A 21245-nucleotide genomic window follows, 5' to 3' on the forward strand; every position below is an offset into this window, starting at 1 on the left:
TCTCCGCTGCACGACAAGGGCGCAATGCGCCGTTAGAATCAGGGCGTCCTCGCCCGGAATAGTTAGCATGTTTTGGTTACTGGCGATCCTCGCCTACCTGCTCGGCTCTCTGTCCTTCGCCATTTTGCTCAGCCGCCTGACCGGAAATCCGGATCCGCGAATGAGTGGCTCGGGTAATGCCGGCGCCACCAACATGCTGCGCCTGGCCGGACGCAAACTCGCGATCCTGACCCTGCTGGGTGATCTGTGCAAAGGCCTGCTGCCGGTGCTGATCGCTTCGGCAATGGGCATTTCGCTGCAGGATCAGGCGTGGATCGGCGTCTGCGCCGTGATCGGTCACCTGTTCCCGTTGTACTTCCGCTTTCGCGGTGGCAAGGGCGTTGCCACGGCGGCCGGCATGCTGCTGGGCCTGTATCCACCCGCCGCGCTGCTGGCCGTGTGCGCCTGGCTGCTGACGTTCTACCTGACCCGCACCAGCTCGCTGGCGGCGTTGATCGCCACTCCGCTGACCCTGCCGTTGCTGGCCTGGCAGGAACCGGCGGCGCTGTTACCGATGAGCACGCTGACACTGCTGATCGTCTGGCGCCACCGGGGCAATCTACGCGACCTGTTCGCCGGGCGCGAACGGCATTTTTAAATACCGCACGTGAGCGCCGCTCATCACAGCGCCGACAACTGCTCCATCGGCCAGCGCGCCTGCACGCTGATCGCCAGACTTTCCTGCTGACCAGCCTGCAAACGCTGGCAGCCGGCAAACGCAATCATCGCGCCGTTATCGGTGCAAAACTCGGGACGGGCATAGAACACATCGCCTTTCATGTCGCCGAGCATCTTCTCCAGCGAAACACGCAGCGCCTTGTTGGCGCTGACGCCGCCGGCGATCACTAGACGCTTCATGCCGGCTTGCTTGAGGGCACGCTTGCACTTGATGGTCAAAGTCTCCACCACGGCCTGCTGGAACGCCAGCGCGATGTCGCAACGGGCTTGCTCGCTGTCGTCCCCGGCGCTGACGCATTGCTGCCAAGTGTTGAGGGCGAAGGTCTTCAGGCCGCTGAAGCTGAAATCCAGGCCCGGGCGATCGCACATCGGACGCGGGAAGGTGAAACGGCCTGCGACGCCCTTCTCTGCCAGTTTGGCGATTTCCGGTCCGCCCGGATAATTCAGGCCCATCATTTTTGCAGTCTTGTCGAAAGCTTCGCCCGCGGCATCGTCCAGCGTTTCACCGAGCAGGCTGTATTGGCCGATGCCATCGACCTGAACCAGCTGCGTATGACCACCGGAGACCAACAAAGCGACGAACGGGAATTCCGGCGGTTTTGGCTCCAGCATCGGCGCCAGCAAGTGGCCTTCCATGTGATGCACGCCGAGCGCCGGGATGCCCCAGGCAAACGCCAGCGCCTGGGCGCATGAGGCCCCCACCAGCAGCGCCCCGACCAGGCCGGGACCCGCGGTGTAGGCGATGGCGTCGATCTCGGTCGGCACGCAGCCGGCTTCGGCCAGCACCTGACGGATCAAAGGCAGCATGCGCTTGACGTGGTCGCGCGAGGCCAGCTCCGGTACCACGCCGCCATAGACGCGGTGCAGGTCGATCTGACTGAACAACGCGTCGGCCAGCAGGCCGCGCTCACTGTCGTATAAAGCGACGCCGGTTTCGTCGCAGGAAGTTTCTAATCCCAGTACTAGCATGGGTTTGCGCCTTGTTTAGGCTGAATTCGAAGGCGCGCATAATAGTCGCCGCGTGATGCCCCGACCAGCGGTTTTCGATCAGAGGCTTTGCATTCCGAGCGATGAGGGGTTAACATCCGCAACCCTTAAAAACCGACGTCTTCAAGTGCTCTTTTGCCGCGAGGATGTTGACCCCGGTAATGAATGAAGGTAGCTCTGGATGCCAGCCGTCAAAGTTAAAGAGAACGAACCCTTCGACGTAGCTCTGCGTCGTTTCAAGCGCTCCTGCGAAAAAGCCGGTGTACTGGCTGAAGTTCGTAGCCGCGAATTTTACGAGAAGCCAACTTCTGAGCGTAAGCGCAAGGCAGCTGCTGCTGTTAAGCGTCACGCCAAGAAAGTTCAGCGCGAACAGCGCCGCGCCGTTCGTCTGTACTAATACACAGACGATCGTAGCAAGCTTCTGCCAAGCCCGGCCCTCAGCCGGGCTAATGGCATTTGCGTAAAACGCTTGATGCTTCACCGTCGAAGCCGCAGATGCGACCGAGACAAACCCGCTTCACCGCGTCAGGCCTGGCTCTTTTGCCAGCGGTGCACGTCTTTTCTGACGAGCCTTTCAAGGCTACTGACGAGCACACCCACTGATTCCTCTTACGACGATCAGCCCAAGGCACCTGCTTGCGTGCCCGCTTCATGAGCTATCCGAGGCCGATTACAGGCCGTCAGCGGATTCAGCGCAACATTTTCGAATAGTCGAAGACTGATGAGTACTAACGTCAGTGGATTTTCGGCAGATACACTTCCCGACAGCGATTACGCAAACGACACCGGTCGAGCCGCACCACGTGCGCGCATCACTCAATGACCTGCGTCCGGCAGACTTTCGCATCGGATCCATTACAGCGCAGACGAGAACGCCATGGCCGGGCTGATTCCCCAGAGCTTCATTGACGACCTTCTGAACCGCACCGACATCGTCGACGTGGTCAGCTCGCGCGTGCAATTGAAGAAGGCCGGCAAGAACTACACCGCCTGCTGCCCGTTCCATAAAGAGAAAACCCCGTCGTTCAGCGTCAGCCCCGACAAGCAGTTCTACTACTGTTTCGGCTGCGGCGCCGGCGGCAACGCCCTCGGCTTTCTCATGGATCACGACAACCTGGACTTCCCCCAGGCCGTCGAAGATCTGGCCAAGGCCGCCGGCATGGAAGTGCCACGCGAAGAAGGCGGCCGCTCGAACAAACCGCGCCAGCCGACCGATTCACCGCTGTACCCGCTGCTCACCGCCGCTGCCGACTTTTACCGGCAGGCGCTCAAGAGCCATCCGGCACGCAAGGCAGCAGTGGATTACCTCAAGGGTCGCGGCCTGACCGGCGAAATCGCCCGGGACTTCGGTCTCGGATTCGCACCGCCGGGCTGGGACAACCTGTTCAAACACTTGAGCAGCGACACCTTGCAGCAGAAAGCCATGATCGACGCCGGCCTGCTGATCGAGAACGCCGAAACCGGTAAACGCTATGACCGCTTCCGCGATCGCGTGATGTTCCCGATCCGCGACACTCGTGGACGAATCATCGCATTCGGTGGCCGAGTGCTCGGCGACGACAAGCCAAAGTACCTGAACTCGCCGGAAACCCCGGTCTTCCATAAAGGCCAGGAACTCTACGGCCTGTACGAAGCCCGCAAGAACAATCGCAACCTCGACGAAATCATCGTCGTCGAGGGCTATATGGACGTCATCGCCCTCGCCCAGCAAGGCCTGCGCAATGCCGTCGCGACACTGGGCACCGCGACCAGCGAAGAACACCTCAAGCGCCTGTTTCGCGTCGTGCCGAACGTACTGTTTTGCTTCGACGGCGACCAGGCCGGTCGCAACGCCGCCTGGCGTGCGCTGGAAGCAACGCTTTCCAGCCTGCAGGACGGGCGTCGTGCACGCTTCCTGTTTCTGCCCGAAGGCGAAGACCCGGATACGCTGATTCGCGCCGAGGGCACTGATGCCTTCCGCGCCCGGATCAATCAGCACGCACAGCCGCTGGCGGACTACTTCTTCCAGCAATTGACCGAAGAAGCCGACCCGCGCTCGCTGGAGGGCAAGGCCCACATGGCCACGCTCGCAGCACCACTGATCGACAAGGTTCCCGGCGCCAACCTGCGCATCCTGATGCGCCAGCGCCTGACCGAGATCACCGGCCTGAGCAGCGAAAGCGTCAGCCAGCTGGCCCAGAGCGCTCCGCAGGAAGCACCGCCGGCCTACGACCCGGGCATCGATTACGACGCCATGCCGGACTACAGCGACTACCATCAGCCGCAGGCACAGGACATGTATGTGCCGCAGCAGGAATGGACGCCGAAGAAATCCGGCGCCGGCGGCAAGAAATGGGACAAGAAACCGTGGGACAAGAATGGCAAGCGTGGCGGTGATCGCGACCAGCCCCGTGCCCCACGCGTGCCGGCCGCCGTCGAACCACCGACCCTGGCCGCCCTGAGAACCTTGCTGCATCACCCGCAACTGGCGGAAAAAGTCGAGGACGCCGGGCACTTCGCGGACGAGAACCAGACCAACGCACAGCTGCTGGTGGCACTGCTCGAAGCCGTACAGAAGAATCCCAAGCTAAACTCATTTCAGTTGATCGCGCGATGGCACGGAACCGAACAGGGTCGCCTGCTCAAGGCGCTGGCGGAAAAGGAATGGCTGATTGACGGAGACAACCTTGAACAACAGTTTTTCGACACCATTACTAGCTTGTCAGCCCGCCAACGCGAGCGAAATCTGGAACAACTGCTCAGGAAAGCGCGTCAAAGCGAACTGAGCACCGATGAGAAAAATCAACTGCGCGACCTTTTAAGTCGCAATGTTTCCGCATCAAACCCGACCTCAACTGGCGCGTGAGGTCATAGCTCAGGTATAATCCTCGGCTTGTTTTTTGCCCGCCAAGACCTTCAGTGGATAGGGTGTTATGTCCGGAAAAGCGCAACAGCAGTCTCGTATTATTGAGTTGATCAAACTGGGTCGTGAGCAGAAGTATCTGACTTACGCCGAGGTCAACGACCACCTGCCCGAGGATATTTCAGATCCGGAGCAGGTGGAAGACATCATCCGCATGATTAACGACATGGGGATCCCCGTACACGAGAGTGCTCCGGATGCGGACGCCCTTATGCTGGCCGACGCCGATACCGACGAGGCCGCTGCGGAAGAAGCAGCCGCTGCGTTGGCGGCGGTGGAGACCGATATCGGTCGCACCACTGACCCCGTGCGCATGTACATGCGTGAAATGGGTACGGTCGAGCTTCTGACTCGTGAAGGCGAAATCGAAATCGCCAAGCGTATCGAAGAAGGCATCCGTGAAGTGATGAGCGCCATCGCGCACTTCCCTGGCACGGTTGACCATATTCTCTCCGAGTACAATCGCGTCACCACCGAAGGTGGTCGCCTGTCCGACGTTCTGAGCGGTTACATCGACCCGGACGACGGCATTGCGCCGCCTGCCGCCGAAGTGCCACCGCCGATCGACGCGAAAGCGGCGAAAGCCGAAGAATCCGACGACGATGACGACGCCGAAGCTTCCGATGACGAAGAAGAAGCCGAAAGCGGTCCGGATCCGGTCATTGCCGCACAGCGCTTCGGCGCCGTGGCCGATCAGATGGAAATCACCCGCAAGGCCCTGAAAAAGCACGGTCGCAACAACAAGGCGGCGATTGCCGAACTGTTGGCTCTGGCCGAGCTGTTCATGCCGATCAAACTGGTGCCGAAGCAATTCGAAGCCTTGGTCGAGCGTGTTCGCAGTGCCCTGGATCGTCTGCGTCAGCAAGAGCGCGCGATCATGCAACTGTGCGTACGTGATGCACGTATGCCACGCGCCGACTTCCTGCGTCAGTTCCCTGGCAATGAAGTTGACGAAAGCTGGTCCGACGCCCTGGCCAAAGGCAAGAGCAAGTACGCCGAAGCCATTGCCCGCGTGCAACCGGACATCATCCGTTGCCAGCAGAAGCTGACCGCGCTGGAAACCGAGACCGGCCTGACCATCGCCGAGATCAAGGACATCAACCGTCGCATGTCGATCGGTGAGGCAAAAGCCCGCCGCGCGAAGAAAGAGATGGTTGAAGCGAACTTGCGTCTGGTGATCTCCATCGCCAAGAAGTACACCAACCGCGGCCTGCAATTCCTCGATCTGATCCAGGAAGGCAACATCGGTCTGATGAAAGCGGTGGACAAGTTCGAATACCGTCGTGGTTACAAGTTCTCGACTTATGCCACCTGGTGGATCCGTCAGGCGATCACTCGCTCGATCGCCGACCAGGCCCGCACCATCCGTATTCCGGTGCACATGATCGAGACGATCAACAAGCTCAACCGCATTTCCCGGCAGATGCTGCAGGAAATGGGTCGCGAACCGACCCCGGAAGAGCTGGGTGAACGCATGGAAATGCCTGAGGACAAGATCCGCAAGGTATTGAAGATCGCCAAAGAGCCGATCTCCATGGAAACCCCGATCGGTGATGACGAAGACTCCCATCTGGGTGACTTCATCGAAGACTCGACCATGCAGTCGCCAATCGATGTCGCCACTGTTGAGAGCCTGAAAGAAGCGACCCGCGAAGTGCTGTCCGGCCTTACTGCCCGTGAAGCCAAGGTACTGCGCATGCGTTTCGGTATCGACATGAACACCGACCATACGCTCGAAGAAGTCGGCAAACAGTTTGACGTGACCCGTGAGCGGATCCGTCAGATCGAAGCCAAGGCGCTGCGCAAGCTGCGCCACCCGACGCGAAGCGAGCATCTGCGCTCCTTCCTCGACGAGTGATACCAGAACCCCCGGCCCAGGCCGGGGGTTTTGTTTATATGGCAGATTAAATACCCAGCTCCGCCCTCCCCCCGCGCACAGCCCGTCTACACTCGAAACATTCCCCCGAGCCATAACGAGACCGTTATGCCCAGACTGGCGTCCGTGCTTTTTTTGCTGTCACTGATGATCTGGACCGCAACGGCTGACGCGCTGACTCTGACCGATGAAGAACGTAGCTGGCTGGCGGCTCACCCGGACTTGCGCCTGGGTGTGGATGCGTCGTGGCCGCCCTTCGAGTTCCGCGACGACCAGAACCGCTATCAGGGCCTGGCAGCGGACTATATCGATGTGATTCGCCAACGCCTGGCGATCAAACTCACCCCCATCGAGCCGGTAAGCTGGACGGTCGTGCTCGAACAGGCGAAAAACGGCACGATCGACCTGCTGCCGGGGATCATGTCCACCCCGGAACGCCAGAGTTATTTGTCGTTCACCCGCCCTTATCTCGACTTTCCGATCGTCATCCTCGCCCACGTCGGCGGCCCACAACCGCGCAAGCTCGAGGATCTTTACGGCCTGAAAATCGCCGTGGTCGAAAACTACGCGCCCCATGAACTGCTGCGCACCCATCATCCCGACCTGAACCTGGTGGCAATGCCCAACGTCAGCTCAGCATTGCAGGCCCTGGCCACCGATGAAGTCGACGCCGTGGTCGGCGACCTGGCCTCCAGCGTCTGGAGCCTGCGCCAGCTCAAACTGGATGGTTTGTATGTCAGTGGCGAAACCCCTTATCGCTACCAACTGGCGATGGGCGTCCCTCGCGACAACAAAATGCTGGTGGGGATTCTGGACAAGGTGCTGGCCGACATGTCCCCTGAGGAAATCAGCAGCATTCAGGAGCATTGGGTCGGCAACGTCCTCGATCACCGGACATTCTGGTCGGATCTGCTGATTTACGGTTTACCGGGCCTCTCGCTCCTGGTCATCGTCCTGGCAGTGGTGATCCGCATCAACCGGCGCCTGAGTTCGGAAATCGCCCGGCGCATCGACCTCGAACAGGAACTGCGCAGCAGCGAATACCACTATCGCGGACTGGTGGAGAGTCTTTCGGCCATCGCCTGGGAAGCGCGGATCAGCGATTTCACCTACAGCTATGTGTCGCCCCACGCCGAAGATCTGCTCGGTTATCCCCTGTCCCATTGGCTGATTCCGGGCTTCTGGCGCAACATCATTCACCCGGCAGATCTGACTCGCGCCCAGAGTTTCTGCGATCACGAAGTGCTGGCCGGGCGCGATCACAGCCTCGATTACCGCGTAATCACCGCTGACGGCCGTTGCTTGTGGGTGCGTGACATCGTCAGCCTGATCGAACATGGCCACGAACCGGTGATGCGCGGCCTGATGATCGACATCAGCGAAACCAAGCGCACCGAAGAGGCATTGCGCCTGTCGGAACAGAAATTCGCTTCGGTATTCCAGCAATGCCCGGACATCCTGGTCATCGCCCGGCTCTCCGACGGCTGCCTGCTGGAGGTGAACGAAGCCTTTGAGGAACAGATCGGGCTCAAAGCCGAAGAAGTTATTGGCCAGACTGCCACCGAACTCAACATCTGGGGCATTCCCGGAGTTGGCCCAGGCCTGCTTCAGCGGCTGCAAGCCGGCAGCATTCGCAACCTGGAGATGCCCTTTCGCCGCAACAATGGCCAGGTGTTCACCGGGCTGATATCCGCCGAACCCTTTGAGCTCGATACCACACCGGCGCTGGTCGTGGTGGTGCGCGACATTACCCAGCTCAAGGAAACCCAGCAGCAACTGCAAACCTCCGAAGAGAAGTTCGCCAAGGCCTTCCACGCCTCGCCGGACGGTCTGCTGCTGTCGCGCCAGAGCGATGGCTTGCTGCTGGAGGTCAACGAAGGTTTCAGTCGCATCACCGGTTTCAACAGCGCCATGTCGGTGGATCGCTCGGCGCTGGACCTGGGCATCTGGGTCAACCTCAACGAGCGCAAGCAAATGCTTGATCTGCTGCACCGCGACGGGTTCGTTCGCGACTTCAGCTGCCACATCCGCCGCAGTGACGGGCAGATCCGCCTCTGCGAAGTGTCCAGCCGTCCGCTGCCGATCGGCGACGAAGACTGCATGCTGACCATCGCCCGAGACATCACCGAGCGCCACCTGATGCAGGAAAAACTGCAACAGGCTGCAACCGTGTTCGAGAGCACTGCCGAAGGCGTGCTGATCACCGACACCCAGCAACACATCAGCGCCGTGAACCGGGCCTTCACCGAAATCACCGGTTACAGCGAAAGCGAAGCACTGGGGCACACCCCGCGCCTGCTGGCCTCCGGACTGCACGACAGCGCGTTCTACGCGGCGATGTGGCATCAATTGACTGACGAAGGCCATTGGCAGGGCGAAATCTCCAACCGGCGCAAAAATGGCGAGCTGTACCCGAGCTGGCTGACCATCAGCGCCGTGCGCAACCGCGACAAGTTCATCACCCACTTCGTTGCGGTGTTCGCCGATATCTCCAGCCTCAAGCACGCCCAGGCCAAACTCGACTATCAGGCGCATCACGACCCGCTCACCGGCCTGCCGAACCGCACACTGTTCGAAAGCCGCCTGCTGATGGCACTCAACAGTCAGCAGGAAAACGGCGGCCAGGGCGCGGTGCTGTTCCTCGACCTCGATCGTTTCAAGCACATCAACGATAGCCTCGGTCACCCGGTCGGCGATTTGCTGCTCAAGGGCATCGCCGTGCGCCTCAAGGAGCAACTGCGCGATATCGACACCGTGGCGCGGCTGGGTGGCGACGAATTCATCATTCTGCTGCCCGGCCTGCAGCAGCCCGGCGATGCAGACAACATCGCCACCAAACTGCTGAACTGCTTTGGTGCGCCGTTCCAGGCTGGTGAGCATGAGTTCTTCATCAGCGCCAGCATCGGCACCAGCCTTTACCCGCGCGACGGCTGCGATGTCGCGACCCTGATCAAGAACGCGGACGCGGCGATGTACCGCTCCAAGGCCAAGGGCCGCAACCGGGTCGAAAGCTACACCCGCGATCTCACCGCCCAGGCCAGCGAGCGTGTGGCGCTGGAGCACGAACTTCGCCGGGCCATCGAGCGCGAGGAGCTGTACCTCTATTACCAACCGAAAATCAGCCTCGACGATCACAGCCTGGTCGGCGCCGAAGCCTTGATCCGCTGGCGCCACCCGAACTTCGGCGATGTGCCGCCGGAGCACTTCATCCCGCTGGCGGAAGAGAACGGGATGATTCTGCAAATCGGCGACTGGGTGCTGGAGACCGCCTGCCGGCAGATGTTCGAGTGGGGCCAGATCTACGAATCCCTCGGCCCGCTGTCGGTCAACCTCGCCGGCGCGCAACTACGCCAGCCGAACCTGCTGGGACGCATCGAGCAACTGCTCAAGGACAACCGCCTGCGGCCGGAATTACTGCAACTGGAAATTACCGAAAACTTCATCATGAGCCAGGCCGAAGAAGCGCTGGCGGTGCTGCACCAGCTCAAACACCTGGGCGTGCAACTGGCCATCGATGACTTCGGCACCGGCTATTCCTCGCTGAGTTACCTCAAACGCCTACCGCTGGACATTCTCAAGATCGACCAATCTTTCGTCCGCGGCCTGCCCGACGACCCGCACGACGCGGCGATTGTCCGCGCCATCATCGCCCTGGGCCGCAGCATGCAATTCACCGTGATCGCCGAAGGCGTGGAAACCCAGGCCCAGCAACAATTTCTCGCCGCCGAAGGCTGTGAACAGATCCAGGGCTACATCGTCAGCCTGCCGCTACCGCCAGAGGAATTTGCCGCGACGTTTCTTCGTATAGCCGTATCAGATTTTTCGGATAGCACAGCCGAGAAACCGTCGCTATAATCCGCGGCCTACTGAGGGCCTATAGCTCAGTTGGTTAGAGCAGAGGACTCATAATCCTTTGGTCCACGGTTCAAGTCCGTGTGGGCCCACCAAACATGAAAAAGCCGCGCTTATGTGCGGCTTTTTCGTACCTGCGTGGAGAAGTCCCTTGCCCGACATCCGCCCACCCGTGCTCGATGAAATCGACCGCCAGCTAATCGCTGCCCTGCAAATCAACGCCCGCGAAAGCGTGGCGATGCTGGCCAGGCAATTGGGGATCGCTCGCACCACCGTGACTTCGCGACTGGCGCGGCTGGAAAAGGCCAAGGTCATCACCGGCTACGGCGTACGACTGGGTCAGCGTGTGGTGGACGGCGGATTGCAGGCTTACGTCGGGATCAAGGTGCAGCCACGCTCCGGCAAAGAGGTGTTGCGCCGGTTGAGCGCGATGGCTCAGGTACAGCAGCTGTGCGCGGTGAGTGGCGAGTTTGATTATGTGGCGTGGTTGCGGACCGATTCACCGGAGCAGCTGGATCAGCTTCTGGATCAGATCGGCAGTGTAGACGGTGTGGAGAAGACCACGACCTCGATCATCCTCAGCAGCAAGATTGATCGCGGGCATCCAGTCTGACCAACAAGATCGTCAGATTGCAGCACCTACACTCAAAACGACGACACATTGCGTCTTATTAACGTGTTCTGCGCTCCCTAGAATGGCTGGCATCTTTTCCTATACTCAGACGCGCATTCAGCGTCGGGTCGCCAGCAAGGTCAGCCATGAACAAGAACAATCGCCATCCTGCAGACGGTAAGAAACCAGTCACCATTTTCGGCCCGGACTTTCCTTTCGCCTTCGACGACTGGATCGAACACCCGGCCGGTCTGGGCAGCATTCCGGAGCACAATCACGGGGCCGAAGTGGCGATCGTTGGTGCCGGCATCGCCGGTCTGGTGGCGGCTTATGAGCTGATGAAACTCGGCTTGAAACCCGTCGTTTATGAAGCCTCGAAGCTCGGCGGCCGTTTGCGTTCCCAGGCGTTCAACGGCACTGACGGCATCGTCGCCGAGCTAGGCGGCATGCGCTTCCCGGTGTCGTCCACCGCGTTCTATCACTATGTCGACAAACTCGGGCTGGAAACCAAGCCCTTCCCCAACCCGTTGACGCCGGCCTCCGGCAGCACCGTGATCGACCTGGAAGGCAAAACCCATTACGCACAGAGCCTGAAGGATCTTCCTGCATTGTTCCAGGAAGTGGCTGACGCCTGGGCCGACGCTCTGGAGGCTGGTTCGCAGTTCTCCGATATCCAGCAAGCGATCCGCGACCGTGACGTGCCACGCCTCAAAGAGCTGTGGAACACCTTGGTGCCGCTGTGGGACGACCGCACGTTCTACGACTTCGTCGCCACCTCGAAAGCCTTCGCCAAGCTGTCGTTCCATCACCGCGAAGTGTTCGGTCAGGTCGGTTTCGGCACCGGTGGCTGGGATTCGGACTTCCCCAACTCGATGCTGGAAATCTTCCGCGTCGTGATGACCAACTGCGACGATCACCAGCACCTGGTGGTCGGCGGCGTGGAACAAGTGCCACAAGGTATCTGGCGTCATGCGCCGGAGCGCTGCGTGCACTGGCCGCAAGGCACCAGCCTGAAATCGCTGCACCACGGCGCTCCACGTTCCGGGGTGAAGAAAATCGCCCACGCGCCTGACGGACGTTTCGCGGTCACCGACAACAACGGCGACACCCGCGAATACGCGGCCGTCCTGACCACCTGCCAGAGCTGGCTGCTGACCACCCAGATCGAATGCGATGAAAGCCTGTTCTCGCAGAAGATGTGGATGGCCCTGGACCGCACTCGCTACATGCAATCGTCGAAGACCTTCGTGATGGTCGACCGCCCGTTCTGGAAGGACAAGGATCCGGAGACCGGCCGCGACCTGATGAGCATGACCCTCACCGATCGCCTGACCCGCGGCACCTATCTGTTCGACAACGGCGACGACAAACCGGGCGTGATCTGCCTGTCGTACTCGTGGATGAGCGATGCGCTGAAAATGCTTCCGCACCCGGTAGAGAAACGCGTGAAACTGGCGCTGGATGCGTTGAAGAAGATCTATCCGAAAGTCGACATCGCGGCGCGGATCATCGGCGATCCGATCACCGTGTCGTGGGAAGCCGACCCGCACTTCCTCGGCGCGTTCAAGGGCGCCCTGCCCGGCCACTATCGCTACAACCAGCGCATGTACGCGCACTTCATGCAGGACGACATGCCGCCGGAACAGCGCGGGATTTTCATCGCCGGCGACGACGTGTCGTGGACGCCGGCCTGGGTCGAAGGCGCGGTGCAGACCTCGCTCAACGCGGTCTGGGGAATCATGAAGCACTTCGGCGGGTCCACACATAAAGAGAACCCCGGCCCGGGTGATGTGTTCAACGACATCGGCCCGATCGCCCTGCCCGAGTAAGAGGAATCTTCAATGCGTGTAGCCCTTTACCAATGTCCACCGCTGCCACTGGAACCTGCCGCCAACCTCCAGCGCCTGCATCAACTGGCGATGGAGGCCAAAGGCGCCGACCTGCTGGTGGTGCCGGAGATGTTCCTGACCGGCTACAACATCGGCAAGGAGGCGGTCGCGACATTGGCCGAGGTCTACAACGGTGAATGGGCGCAGCAAGTAGGACGAATCGCCAAGGCTGCCGGTCTGGCGATTCTCTACGGTTACCCTGAGCGCACCGCCGAAGGTCAGATCTACAACGCCGTGCAGTTGATCGATTCGAACGGCGAGCGCCTGTGCAATTACCGCAAGACGCATCTGTTCGGCGATCTGGACCGTTCGATGTTCAGCCCCGGCGATGGCGAGTTTCCCATCGTCGAGCTCAACGGCTGGAAGCTCGGTTTCCTGATCTGCTACGACCTGGAGTTCCCGGAAAACGCCCGGCGCCTGGCCCTAGAAGGCGCCGAGCTGATTCTGGTGCCGACCGCTAACATGATTCCTTTCGATTTCATTGCCGATGTTTCCGTGCGCTCCCGCGCCTTCGAAAACCAGTGCTACGTGGCTTACGCCAACTACTGCGGCCACGAAGGCGACATTCATTACTGCGGGCAAAGCAGCATTGCCGCGCCGGATGGCAGCCGCATCGCCCAGGCCGGACTGGACGAAGCCTTGATCGTCGGTGAGCTGGATCGCCAGTTGATGGTCGACTCGCGCAGCGCCAATCGCTACTTCAACGACCGCCGCCCCGAACTTTACGACGCGCTCAACAAGCGCTAATCCGCTAGCATTGGCACTTCACTGTTCTGGAAGTGCCCATGCCTGCGCCGACTCATCCCCGCCCCCACACCGAAACCCTGGCCAACGGCTTGCGCGTGACCCTGCGTCACGTGCCCGGCCTGAAGCGCAACGCCGCCGCGTTGCGGGTGGCTGCCGGTAGTCATGACGTGCCGTTGGCGTGGCCGGGGCTGGCGCATTTCCTTGAGCATTTGCTGTTCCTAGGCACCGAGCGTTTTCCTGCACAGCAAGGGCTGATGGCCTACGTGCAAGGTCACGGCGGTCAGGTGAATGCCAGCACCCGTGAGCGCACCACCGATTTCTTCTTTGAGTTGCCGCCAGCGTCCTTCAGCGGTGGGCTGGAGCGTCTGTCAGACATGCTCGCCCGACCGCGTATGAATCCGGACGATCAGTTGCGGGAACGGGAAGTGTTGCAGGCGGAGTTTGTCGCGTGGTCGCAGGATGCTGCGGCTCAGCAGAAAGAGGCGCTGTTTGAGGGATTGTCGGCAGCGCATGCTTTGCGAGGTTTCCACGCCGGAAACCGCGAGAGCCTGCCGGTAGAACAAGCGGATTTTCAGCAGGCGTTGAAAGACTTTCATCAGCGGTTTTACCGCACCGGGCAGATGATCCTGAGTCTGGTCGGGCCGCAGAGTGTTGAAGAGCTGCGAGCGCTGGCCGAACAGTTTGCCGCCGCGCAGACGTCTGGGGATAAGACTGCACAGGCAGACCCCGTTCGCTTGATGGACAACGCACAGGAAAGTTATCAACAGGCCGGAGAGCGAAGCGGCAATCTGTTGTTCGCGTTGGAGGACTTGCCGGAATCGTCGGCCGAGGCGCTGGCGTTTCTCTGTCACTGGTTGAACAGCGCCAAACCCGGTGGGTTGCTCGCTCACTTGCAGCAGCAGGGATTCGCGGAAGGCTTACAGGCCTGTGTGCCTTATCAATTTGCTAAGCAGGCAGCTCTGCATCTTCAGTTCACTTGGGCATCCGGGTCACTCGACGCCATCCGCGCACAGTTTCTCGACTGGTTGAGCTTCTTCGCAGCGCAGCAGGACTGGCCGGCGTTGCGTCAGGAGTATGCAACGCTGCTTGAACGGCAGCAGCAGGTCAGCGGTGCATTGCAGTTGGCCCGACTCGACAGCGAACAACTCGAGAATGAAATCTCCGAAACGGCCGTTGCGGCGCTCAAAGTGATTCTCGGCAAAATCGGCACTGTGGATAACTTCAGCAGTCACTGGCATCTGCCCGCTGCCAATCCGTTCCTGCGCGCAGCCGAGCCACTGGCCAACGCCGGCCTGATCCGCGGCCAGACCAGCGCCCACCGGGGCCTGCGCACGTTTGCTCAGGATCGCTCGCGTACCCGCCGCGAACGTTCGCCGATGCAATTCAGCCAGGCGCTGCCGGATAACGGTGACGAAGGTGCGGTGTATGTGCGCTGGCAGACGGAAGCGGCGGCCACGGCCGAGCTGCAAGCGAAACTGCAGCGCAGTCTGCGGGAGGTTTCCGACGACGCGCGTCAGGCCGGGGTCGAATTGTCCTTCAACGCCACAGGTAATCAGTGGCTGCTGAAACTCACCGGCCTGCAGGACACGCTGCCCATTGTGCTGGAGCACGCGCTGAAATCCCTGACTCAAGTGGGCGCCGACTCCGCGAAAGGCGAGCCGCAACCTGCGCTGATACCGATTCGCCAACTGCTCAAGGCATTGCCCGAACAGTGCCTGCCAGCGGTAGGCGAATCCGACGACGCCGCGCACCTGTGGACAACTTCCCGCTGGGACGGTCTGGCGTTGGGACTCAACCCACAGACCCAATCCGCCATGGGATTGGCTCTGAGCCGCATCCCCGGCATCCCGGACAATCAAATTCCCCCACCTTCTGTCATCAACGCCGGATTCCGGTGGAGTCAGATCGACAGCACGTCCAGCGAACATGCCTTGCTGCTGTTCTGCCCGACCGCCAGCCGTGAAATCGACGACGAAGCCGCGTGGCGCCTGCTCGCGCACCTGTGCCAGACACCGTTCTACCAACGCCTGCGCGTCGAACTGCAACTCGGCTATGCCGTGTTCAGCGGGTTGCGCCAGTTCCACGGCCAGACCGGATTGCTGTTCGGTGTGCAATCGCCAACCGCCACCGCTGCGCAATTGCTCGGCCACATTCAGCAGTTTCTCGATGGCCTGCCAGCCCTTGTCGAACACCTCGATGACGCCAGCCTCGCCAAGCAACGCCAGACGCTTGCCGATCAATTCGATGACAGCGTCCTGTCCGGCAAAGACGCTGCCGAACTGCTGTGGCAGGCCCGCCTCGCCGGCCACTCGTCGGATTATCTGGTGCAATTGCGCAGCGCCATCGTTCAACTGGATCGCCCGGCCTTGCTGGCCGCCGCACAACGTCTGATCCGCGCCGAAGGCGGCTGGCATGGCCTGGCCAACAGCCCTTCGCCGGGCGCGCACTGGCAAGCGGCAAAATGATCATTACCGGGGCTGCAAGGAGCTTTCTCAAAGATTCACGGGCAAACCCCCTGAAATTTTGAGTAACATAGCCACCTAACTATTTGGAACATCCCTGCGCTGCCGTGGACTATACCTATGGATAGCGCTATCTCACCCACCTGAAAAAGGAGTCACCCGATGGCTTGGACCAAACCTGCTTACACCGACCTGCGCATCGGCTTCGAAGTCACCATGTACTTCGCCAGCCGCTGAGTCCTGCCTCAAGCAGAACACTGCAGTGCAACGCCTCGGCTCGCCGGGGCGTTTTATTTTCAGCGTTGAAATGATGGAGCGTTCATGTTCGTCCAGATTCTGGGTTCGGCCGCCGGTGGCGGTTTTCCGCAGTGGAACTGCAACTGCGTCAATTGCGCCGGTTTTCGCGACGGCAGCCTGAATGCCCAGGCCCGTACCCAATCGTCCATCGCGATTTCCGATGACGGCGTGAACTGGGTGCTGTGCAACGCCTCGCCGGACATCCGCGCGCAGCTTCAGAGCTTCGCCCCGATGCAGCCGGGCCGGGCCCTGCGTGATACCGGCATCAGCGCGATCATCCTGATGGACAGCCAGATCGACCACACCACCGGCCTGCTCAGCCTGCGCGAAGGTTGCCCGCATCAAGTCTGGTGCACGGACATGGTCCACGAAGACCTGAGCACCGGTTTCCCGCTGTTCACCATGCTCAAGCACTGGAACGGCGGGCTGGACTGGAACCGCATCGAACTCGACCAGAGTTTCACCGTCGCTGCGTGCCCGAACCTGCGCTTCACCCCGCTGCCACTGCGCAGCGCCGCACCGCCCTACTCGCCGCACCGCTTCGACCCGCACCCGGGCGACAACATCGGCCTGATCGTCGAAGACCTCAGCACCGGCGGCAAACTGTTCTACGCGCCGGGTTTGGGCAAGGTCGACGCGCCATTGCTGGAAATCATGGCCGGCAGCGATTGCGTGCTGGTGGACGGCACGATGTGGGACGACGATGAAATGCAGCGCCGTGGCGTCGGCACCCGTACCGGCCGCGAAATGGGCCATCTGGCGCAGAACGGCCCCGGCGGCATGCTCGAAGTGCTGGAGCAGCTTCCCGAGCAACGCAAGGTGCTTATCCACATCAACAACACCAACCCGATTCTCGACGAAGACTCCCCGGAGCGCGCGGAACTGGTTCGGCGCAACATTGAAGTGGCGTATGACGGCATGAGCATCGTCCTGTAACGAATGGCCCGGAGAACCGCAATGACCGACACCCCGCTGTCCACCGCCGAATTCGAAGCGGCCCTGCGCGCCAAGGGCGCCTATTACCACATTCATCACCCGTATCACGTCGCGATGTATGAAGGCCGGGCCACCCGCGAGCAGATCCAGGGCTGGGTCGCCAATCGCTTCTACTATCAGGTGAACATCCCCCTGAAAGACGCGGCGATCCTCGCCAACTGCCCGGATCGCGAGATCCGCCGCGAGTGGATCCAGCGCGTGCTCGACCACGACGGCGCTCCCGGTGAAGACGGCGGCATCGAAGCCTGGCTGCGTCTGGGCCAGGCCGTCGGTCTCGATCCGGATCAATTGCGTTCCCAGGAGCTGGTGCTGCCCGGCGTACGTTTCGCCGTCGATGCCTACGTCAACTTCGCCCGCCGCGCCAGTTGGCAGGAAGCCGCCAGCAGCTCGCTGACCGAACTGTTCGCGCCGCAGATCCACCAGTCGCGTCTCGACAGCTGGCCGCAGCATTACCCGTGGATCGACCCGGCCGGCTACGAATATTTCCGCACCCGTCTCGGCCAGGCCCGGCGCGATGTCGAGCATGGTCTGGCTATTACGCTCGAGCACTACAAGACCCGCGAAGGTCAGGAGCGCATGCTGGAAATTCTCCAGTTCAAACTGGACATTCTTTGGAGCATGCTCGATGCCATGAGCATGGCTTACGAACTGAACCGCCCGCCGTATCACAGCGTGACCAATCAACGGGTCTGGCATAAAGGAATCGCCTTATGAGTTTCGACCGCAGCAAGACCCCGACCTGGCGTCCCGGCTACCGTTTCCAGTACGAGCCGGCGCAGAAAGGCCACGTGCTGCTTTACCCGGAAGGCATGATCAAGCTCAATGAAAGTGCCGCGCTGATCGGCGGCCTGATCGACGGTGAGCGGGATGTCGCGGCGATCATCGCCGAACTCGACAGACAGTTCCCCGGCGTGCCCGAGCTCGGTGACGACATCGAGCAATTCATGGAGGTTGCCCGTGCGCAGCACTGGATCGAACTTGCCTGAGTCATCGGTGCAAGTCCCGGCCAAACCGGAAGTCGGCCTGCCGCTGTGGCTGCTCGCCGAGCTGACTTACCGCTGCCCGCTGCAATGCCCGTACTGCTCCAATCCGCTGGATTTCGCCGAGCAGGGCAAAGAGCTGAGCACCGAGCAGTGGATCAAGGTGTTCCGCGAAGCGCGGGAAATGGGCGCGGCGCAACTGGGTTTTTCCGGGGGCGAACCGCTGGTGCGCCAGGACCTTGCCGAACTGATCCGCGAAGCGCGTCAGTTGGGCTTCTACACCAACCTGATCACCTCCGGCATCGGCCTGACCGAGCAGAAGATCAGCGACTTCAAGAAGGCTGGGCTCGATCACATCCAGATCAGTTTCCAGGCCAGCGACGAGCAAGTGAACAACCTGCTCGCCGGCTCGAAAAAAGCCTTCGCGCAGAAACTGGAAATGGCCCGCGCCGTGAAGGCCCACGGCTATCCGATGGTGCTGAACTTCGTCACCCATCGGCACAACATCGACAAGATCGACCGCATCATTGAACTGTGCATTGCGCTGGAGGCCGACTTCGTCGAACTCGCCACCTGCCAGTTCTACGGCTGGGCGCAGCTCAATCGTGTCGGCCTGTTGCCGACCAAAGAGCAACTGGTTCGCGCCGAACGCATCACCAACGAATACCGCGCCAAGCTGGAAGCCGAAGGGCATCCGTGCAAGCTGATTTTCGTCACCCCGGACTACTACGAAGAGCGCCCGAAAGCCTGCATGAATGGCTGGGGCAGTCTGTTTCTGACGGTCACACCGGACGGCACCGCCCTGCCCTGTCATGGCGCCCGACAGCTGCCGGTACAATTTCCCAATGTGCGTGACCACAGCATGCAGCACATCTGGTACGACTCGTTCGGCTTCAACCGCTTTCGCGGCTATGACTGGATGCCCGAGCCGTGCCGCTCCTGCGACGAAAAAGAACAGGACTTCGGCGGCTGCCGCTGCCAGGCCTTCATGCTCACCGGCGATGCGAGCAATGCAGATCCGGTGTGCAGCAAGTCCGAACATCACGGTGTGATTCTCAAGGCCCGCGAAGAAGCCGAGCACGCTACCCAGACCATCGAACAACTGGCCTTTCGCAATGAACGAAACTCGCGCCTCATCGCCAAAGGCTGAGCCTTTCAGCGCCACCGCAGCCGTTGCTGCCGGCGTGGACTTCGCCGAATTGCAACTCGGCGCCCATGGTTTGTTCTGGAATGAATACCGCCCGACAGACGCCGCCTGCCGGATCTGGCACTGGTGTGATGGCGTGGCGAAATGTCTGACGCCTGCGGGTTTCAGCGTGCGCAGCCGAGTGTACGAATATGGCGGTGGGGCGTTTTGTCTGACGCCTGACGGGGTGGTTTTCGTTAACGAGGCGGATCAGCAACTGTACCGACAGACGCTGGACGGCGAGCCCGTGGCATTGACGTCCGGGGAATGCCGATATGGTGATCTGCATTTTGCCGATGGGCAGGTGCTGGCTGTTGAAGAGAACGGTGATTGCCATCGGTTGGTGGCTATCGATCTGGCGAATGGCGCCCGTCAAATGCTAGTTGAAGGTGCGGATTTTTACGCATCGCCGATCATCAGCCCGGACGGCCAGCACCTGGCGTGGATCGAGTGGAGCCGTCCGCATCAGCCGTGGACATCCACTCGACTGATGATCGCCGAGCGCTCGTCCAATGGATTTTCCGCCCCGCGTTGTGTGGCGGGTGAAGCGTTTGAAGAGTCGATCCAGCAACCGCGCTTCGATGCCAGCGGACGACTGGGCTGTCTGACCGATCGTGGAGGTTATTGGCAACCGTGGGTCGAGTCGGCAAACGGCTTACAACCGTTAGCTAGCGCCGAAGCCGATCACGCGCCAGCCCCATGGCAACTCGGCGGCTGCACCTGGCTGCCCACCGACGAAGGCTTTTTGGCGAGCTGGAGCGAAGGCGGTTTCGGTCGCCTGGCGCTCAACGGTGAAGACTTCACCGGCGACTACAGCCGCTTCCGTCATCTGGCTGTCGACGATCAATTCATTTACTGCATTGCCGCCTCACCGATCAGCCCTTCTGCAGTGATCGCCATCGATCGCAAATCGCGTGAAGTGAATGTCCTGGCCGGCGGTATCGCACCGCTGCCAGCCGAGCGCATCAGCCGCCCGCAAACCCTGCGCTATCCCAGCGGTTCGGGTGAAGCGCACGGCTTCTTTTACCCGGCCACAAATGGCGATGTGAAGCCGCCGCTGGTGGTGTTCATCCACGGCGGCCCTACCTCAGCCTGCTACCCGATGCTCGACCCGCGCATCCAGTACTGGACGCAACGCGGCTTCGCCGTCGCCGACCTCAATTACCGTGGCAGCAGCGGCTATGGTCGGGAATATCGGCAGGCGTTGCATCTGAGTTGGGGCGCAGTGGACGTCGAGGATGCCTGTGCGGTGGTGGCCTACCTGAATGATCGCGGCATGATCGACGGTGAGCGTGCATTCATCCGTGGCGGCAGCGCCGGTGGCTACACCACGCTGTGCGCACTGGCATTCCATCAAGTGTTCCGCGCCGGCGCCAGTCTGTACGGCGTCAGTGACCCGGTGGCCCTCGGCCGAGCGACACACAAGTTCGAAGGCGACTACCTGGACTGGCTGATCGGCGATCCCGAGCAGGATGCCGAACGCTACGCCGCCCGCACGCCGTTGCTGCACGCAGGCAACATTCGCGTACCGGTGATTTTCTTTCAGGGCGAACTCGACGCCGTGGTCGTGCCGCAACAGACCCGCGACATGGTCGCGGCCCTGGAGCAAAACGGCATTGAAGTCGAAGCGCATTACTACGCCGACGAACGCCACGGCTTCCGCCGGGCCGCCAACCAAGCCCATGCGCTGGAGCAGGAATGGCGGTTCTACCGGCGAGTGATGGGTTTGACAGATTAAGGC

16 protein-coding genes and 1 tRNA gene are annotated in these 21245 nt (G+C 61.1%); 16 read left to right on the top strand and 1 reads right to left on the bottom strand.

From position 1 onward, the window contains the following. Nucleotides 1-67: 67 nt before the first annotated feature. Entirely contained in the window at nt 68-637 is a 570-nt protein-coding gene (plsY, locus tag AC0R79_RS27750) for a glycerol-3-phosphate 1-O-acyltransferase PlsY (protein WP_127800228.1), read from the top strand. Between the two features lie 23 nt (nt 638-660). Here plsY and tsaD read toward each other — a convergent pair whose 3' ends face one another. Beyond that, nucleotides 661-1686, bottom strand: a complete 1026-nt coding sequence (gene tsaD / locus AC0R79_RS27755) for a tRNA (adenosine(37)-N6)-threonylcarbamoyltransferase complex transferase subunit TsaD (protein ID WP_102685690.1) — start codon at nt 1684-1686, stop codon at nt 661-663. 199 nt (nt 1687-1885) lie between these two features. On the opposite strand from tsaD, the gene rpsU reads away from it, so the two are divergent. The 15 genes from rpsU (at nt 1886) to AC0R79_RS27830 (ending at nt 21242) form a co-directional block, all read left to right on the top strand. Further along, the gene (gene rpsU, locus AC0R79_RS27760; RefSeq protein ID WP_002551877.1) at nt 1886-2101 is read left to right on the top strand and encodes a 30S ribosomal protein S21; all 216 of its coding nucleotides are present in this window, start codon (nt 1886-1888) and stop codon (nt 2099-2101) included. Nucleotides 2102-2581: 480 nt separating this feature from the next. Next, entirely contained in the window at nt 2582-4549 is a 1968-nt protein-coding gene (dnaG, locus tag AC0R79_RS27765) for a DNA primase (RefSeq protein WP_007959890.1), read from the top strand. 67 nt (nt 4550-4616) lie between these two features. Further along, nucleotides 4617-6464 carry an RNA polymerase sigma factor RpoD gene (gene rpoD, locus AC0R79_RS27770; RefSeq protein WP_474732532.1) on the top strand — a complete coding sequence of 616 codons (1848 nt, stop codon included), beginning with the start codon at nt 4617-4619 and terminating at the stop codon, nt 6462-6464. Nucleotides 6465-6590: 126 nt separating this feature from the next. Continuing rightward, nucleotides 6591-10337, top strand: coding sequence for a bifunctional diguanylate cyclase/phosphodiesterase (locus AC0R79_RS27775; protein ID WP_127800234.1), 3747 nt, complete (start codon nt 6591-6593; stop codon nt 10335-10337). A gap of 15 nt (nt 10338-10352) precedes the next feature. Beyond that, nucleotides 10353-10429: transfer RNA gene (locus tag AC0R79_RS27780), tRNA-Ile, on the top strand. A gap of 56 nt (nt 10430-10485) precedes the next feature. Beyond that, on the top strand, nt 10486-10947 hold the full coding sequence (locus AC0R79_RS27785) for an Lrp/AsnC family transcriptional regulator (RefSeq protein WP_007959884.1): 462 nt from the start codon (nt 10486-10488) through the stop codon (nt 10945-10947). A gap of 146 nt (nt 10948-11093) precedes the next feature. Continuing rightward, nucleotides 11094-12776, top strand: a complete 1683-nt coding sequence (locus AC0R79_RS27790; protein WP_127800238.1) for a flavin monoamine oxidase family protein — start codon at nt 11094-11096, stop codon at nt 12774-12776. A 12-nt stretch (nt 12777-12788) separates the two neighbouring features. Beyond that, complete coding sequence (locus AC0R79_RS27795) at nt 12789-13583, top strand: carbon-nitrogen hydrolase family protein (RefSeq protein ID WP_007959880.1); 795 nt, start codon at nt 12789-12791, stop codon at nt 13581-13583. A 38-nt stretch (nt 13584-13621) separates the two neighbouring features. Next, nucleotides 13622-16048 (top strand): pyrroloquinoline quinone biosynthesis protein PqqF, encoded by a 2427-nt coding sequence (gene pqqF / locus AC0R79_RS27800; protein WP_474732533.1) that lies wholly within the window; start codon nt 13622-13624, stop codon nt 16046-16048. Nucleotides 16049-16207: 159 nt separating this feature from the next. Next, on the top strand, nt 16208-16282 hold the full coding sequence (gene pqqA / locus AC0R79_RS27805) for a pyrroloquinoline quinone precursor peptide PqqA (protein ID WP_003444522.1): 75 nt from the start codon (nt 16208-16210) through the stop codon (nt 16280-16282). Nucleotides 16283-16366: 84 nt separating this feature from the next. Then, nucleotides 16367-17278, top strand: a complete 912-nt coding sequence (pqqB, locus tag AC0R79_RS27810; protein WP_127800242.1) for a pyrroloquinoline quinone biosynthesis protein PqqB — start codon at nt 16367-16369, stop codon at nt 17276-17278. Nucleotides 17279-17299: 21 nt separating this feature from the next. Beyond that, entirely contained in the window at nt 17300-18052 is a 753-nt protein-coding gene (pqqC, locus tag AC0R79_RS27815; RefSeq protein WP_474732534.1) for a pyrroloquinoline-quinone synthase PqqC, read from the top strand. Beyond that, a complete protein-coding gene (gene pqqD, locus AC0R79_RS27820) occupies nt 18049-18324 on the top strand; it encodes a pyrroloquinoline quinone biosynthesis peptide chaperone PqqD (RefSeq protein WP_007959876.1) in 276 nt (91 codons plus the stop codon). The genes pqqC and pqqD overlap by 4 nt, the downstream gene beginning before the upstream one ends. Then, on the top strand, nt 18296-19468 hold the full coding sequence (pqqE, locus tag AC0R79_RS27825; protein ID WP_192559139.1) for a pyrroloquinoline quinone biosynthesis protein PqqE: 1173 nt from the start codon (nt 18296-18298) through the stop codon (nt 19466-19468). Before pqqD ends, pqqE begins: the two co-directional genes overlap by 29 nt. Continuing rightward, nucleotides 19434-21242 (top strand): alpha/beta hydrolase family protein, encoded by a 1809-nt coding sequence (locus AC0R79_RS27830; protein ID WP_474732535.1) that lies wholly within the window; start codon nt 19434-19436, stop codon nt 21240-21242. The genes pqqE and AC0R79_RS27830 overlap by 35 nt, the downstream gene beginning before the upstream one ends. Nucleotides 21243-21245: the final 3 nt, after the last annotated feature.

The sequence above is a fragment of the Pseudomonas sp. HD57-3 genome (assembly GCF_056113135.1).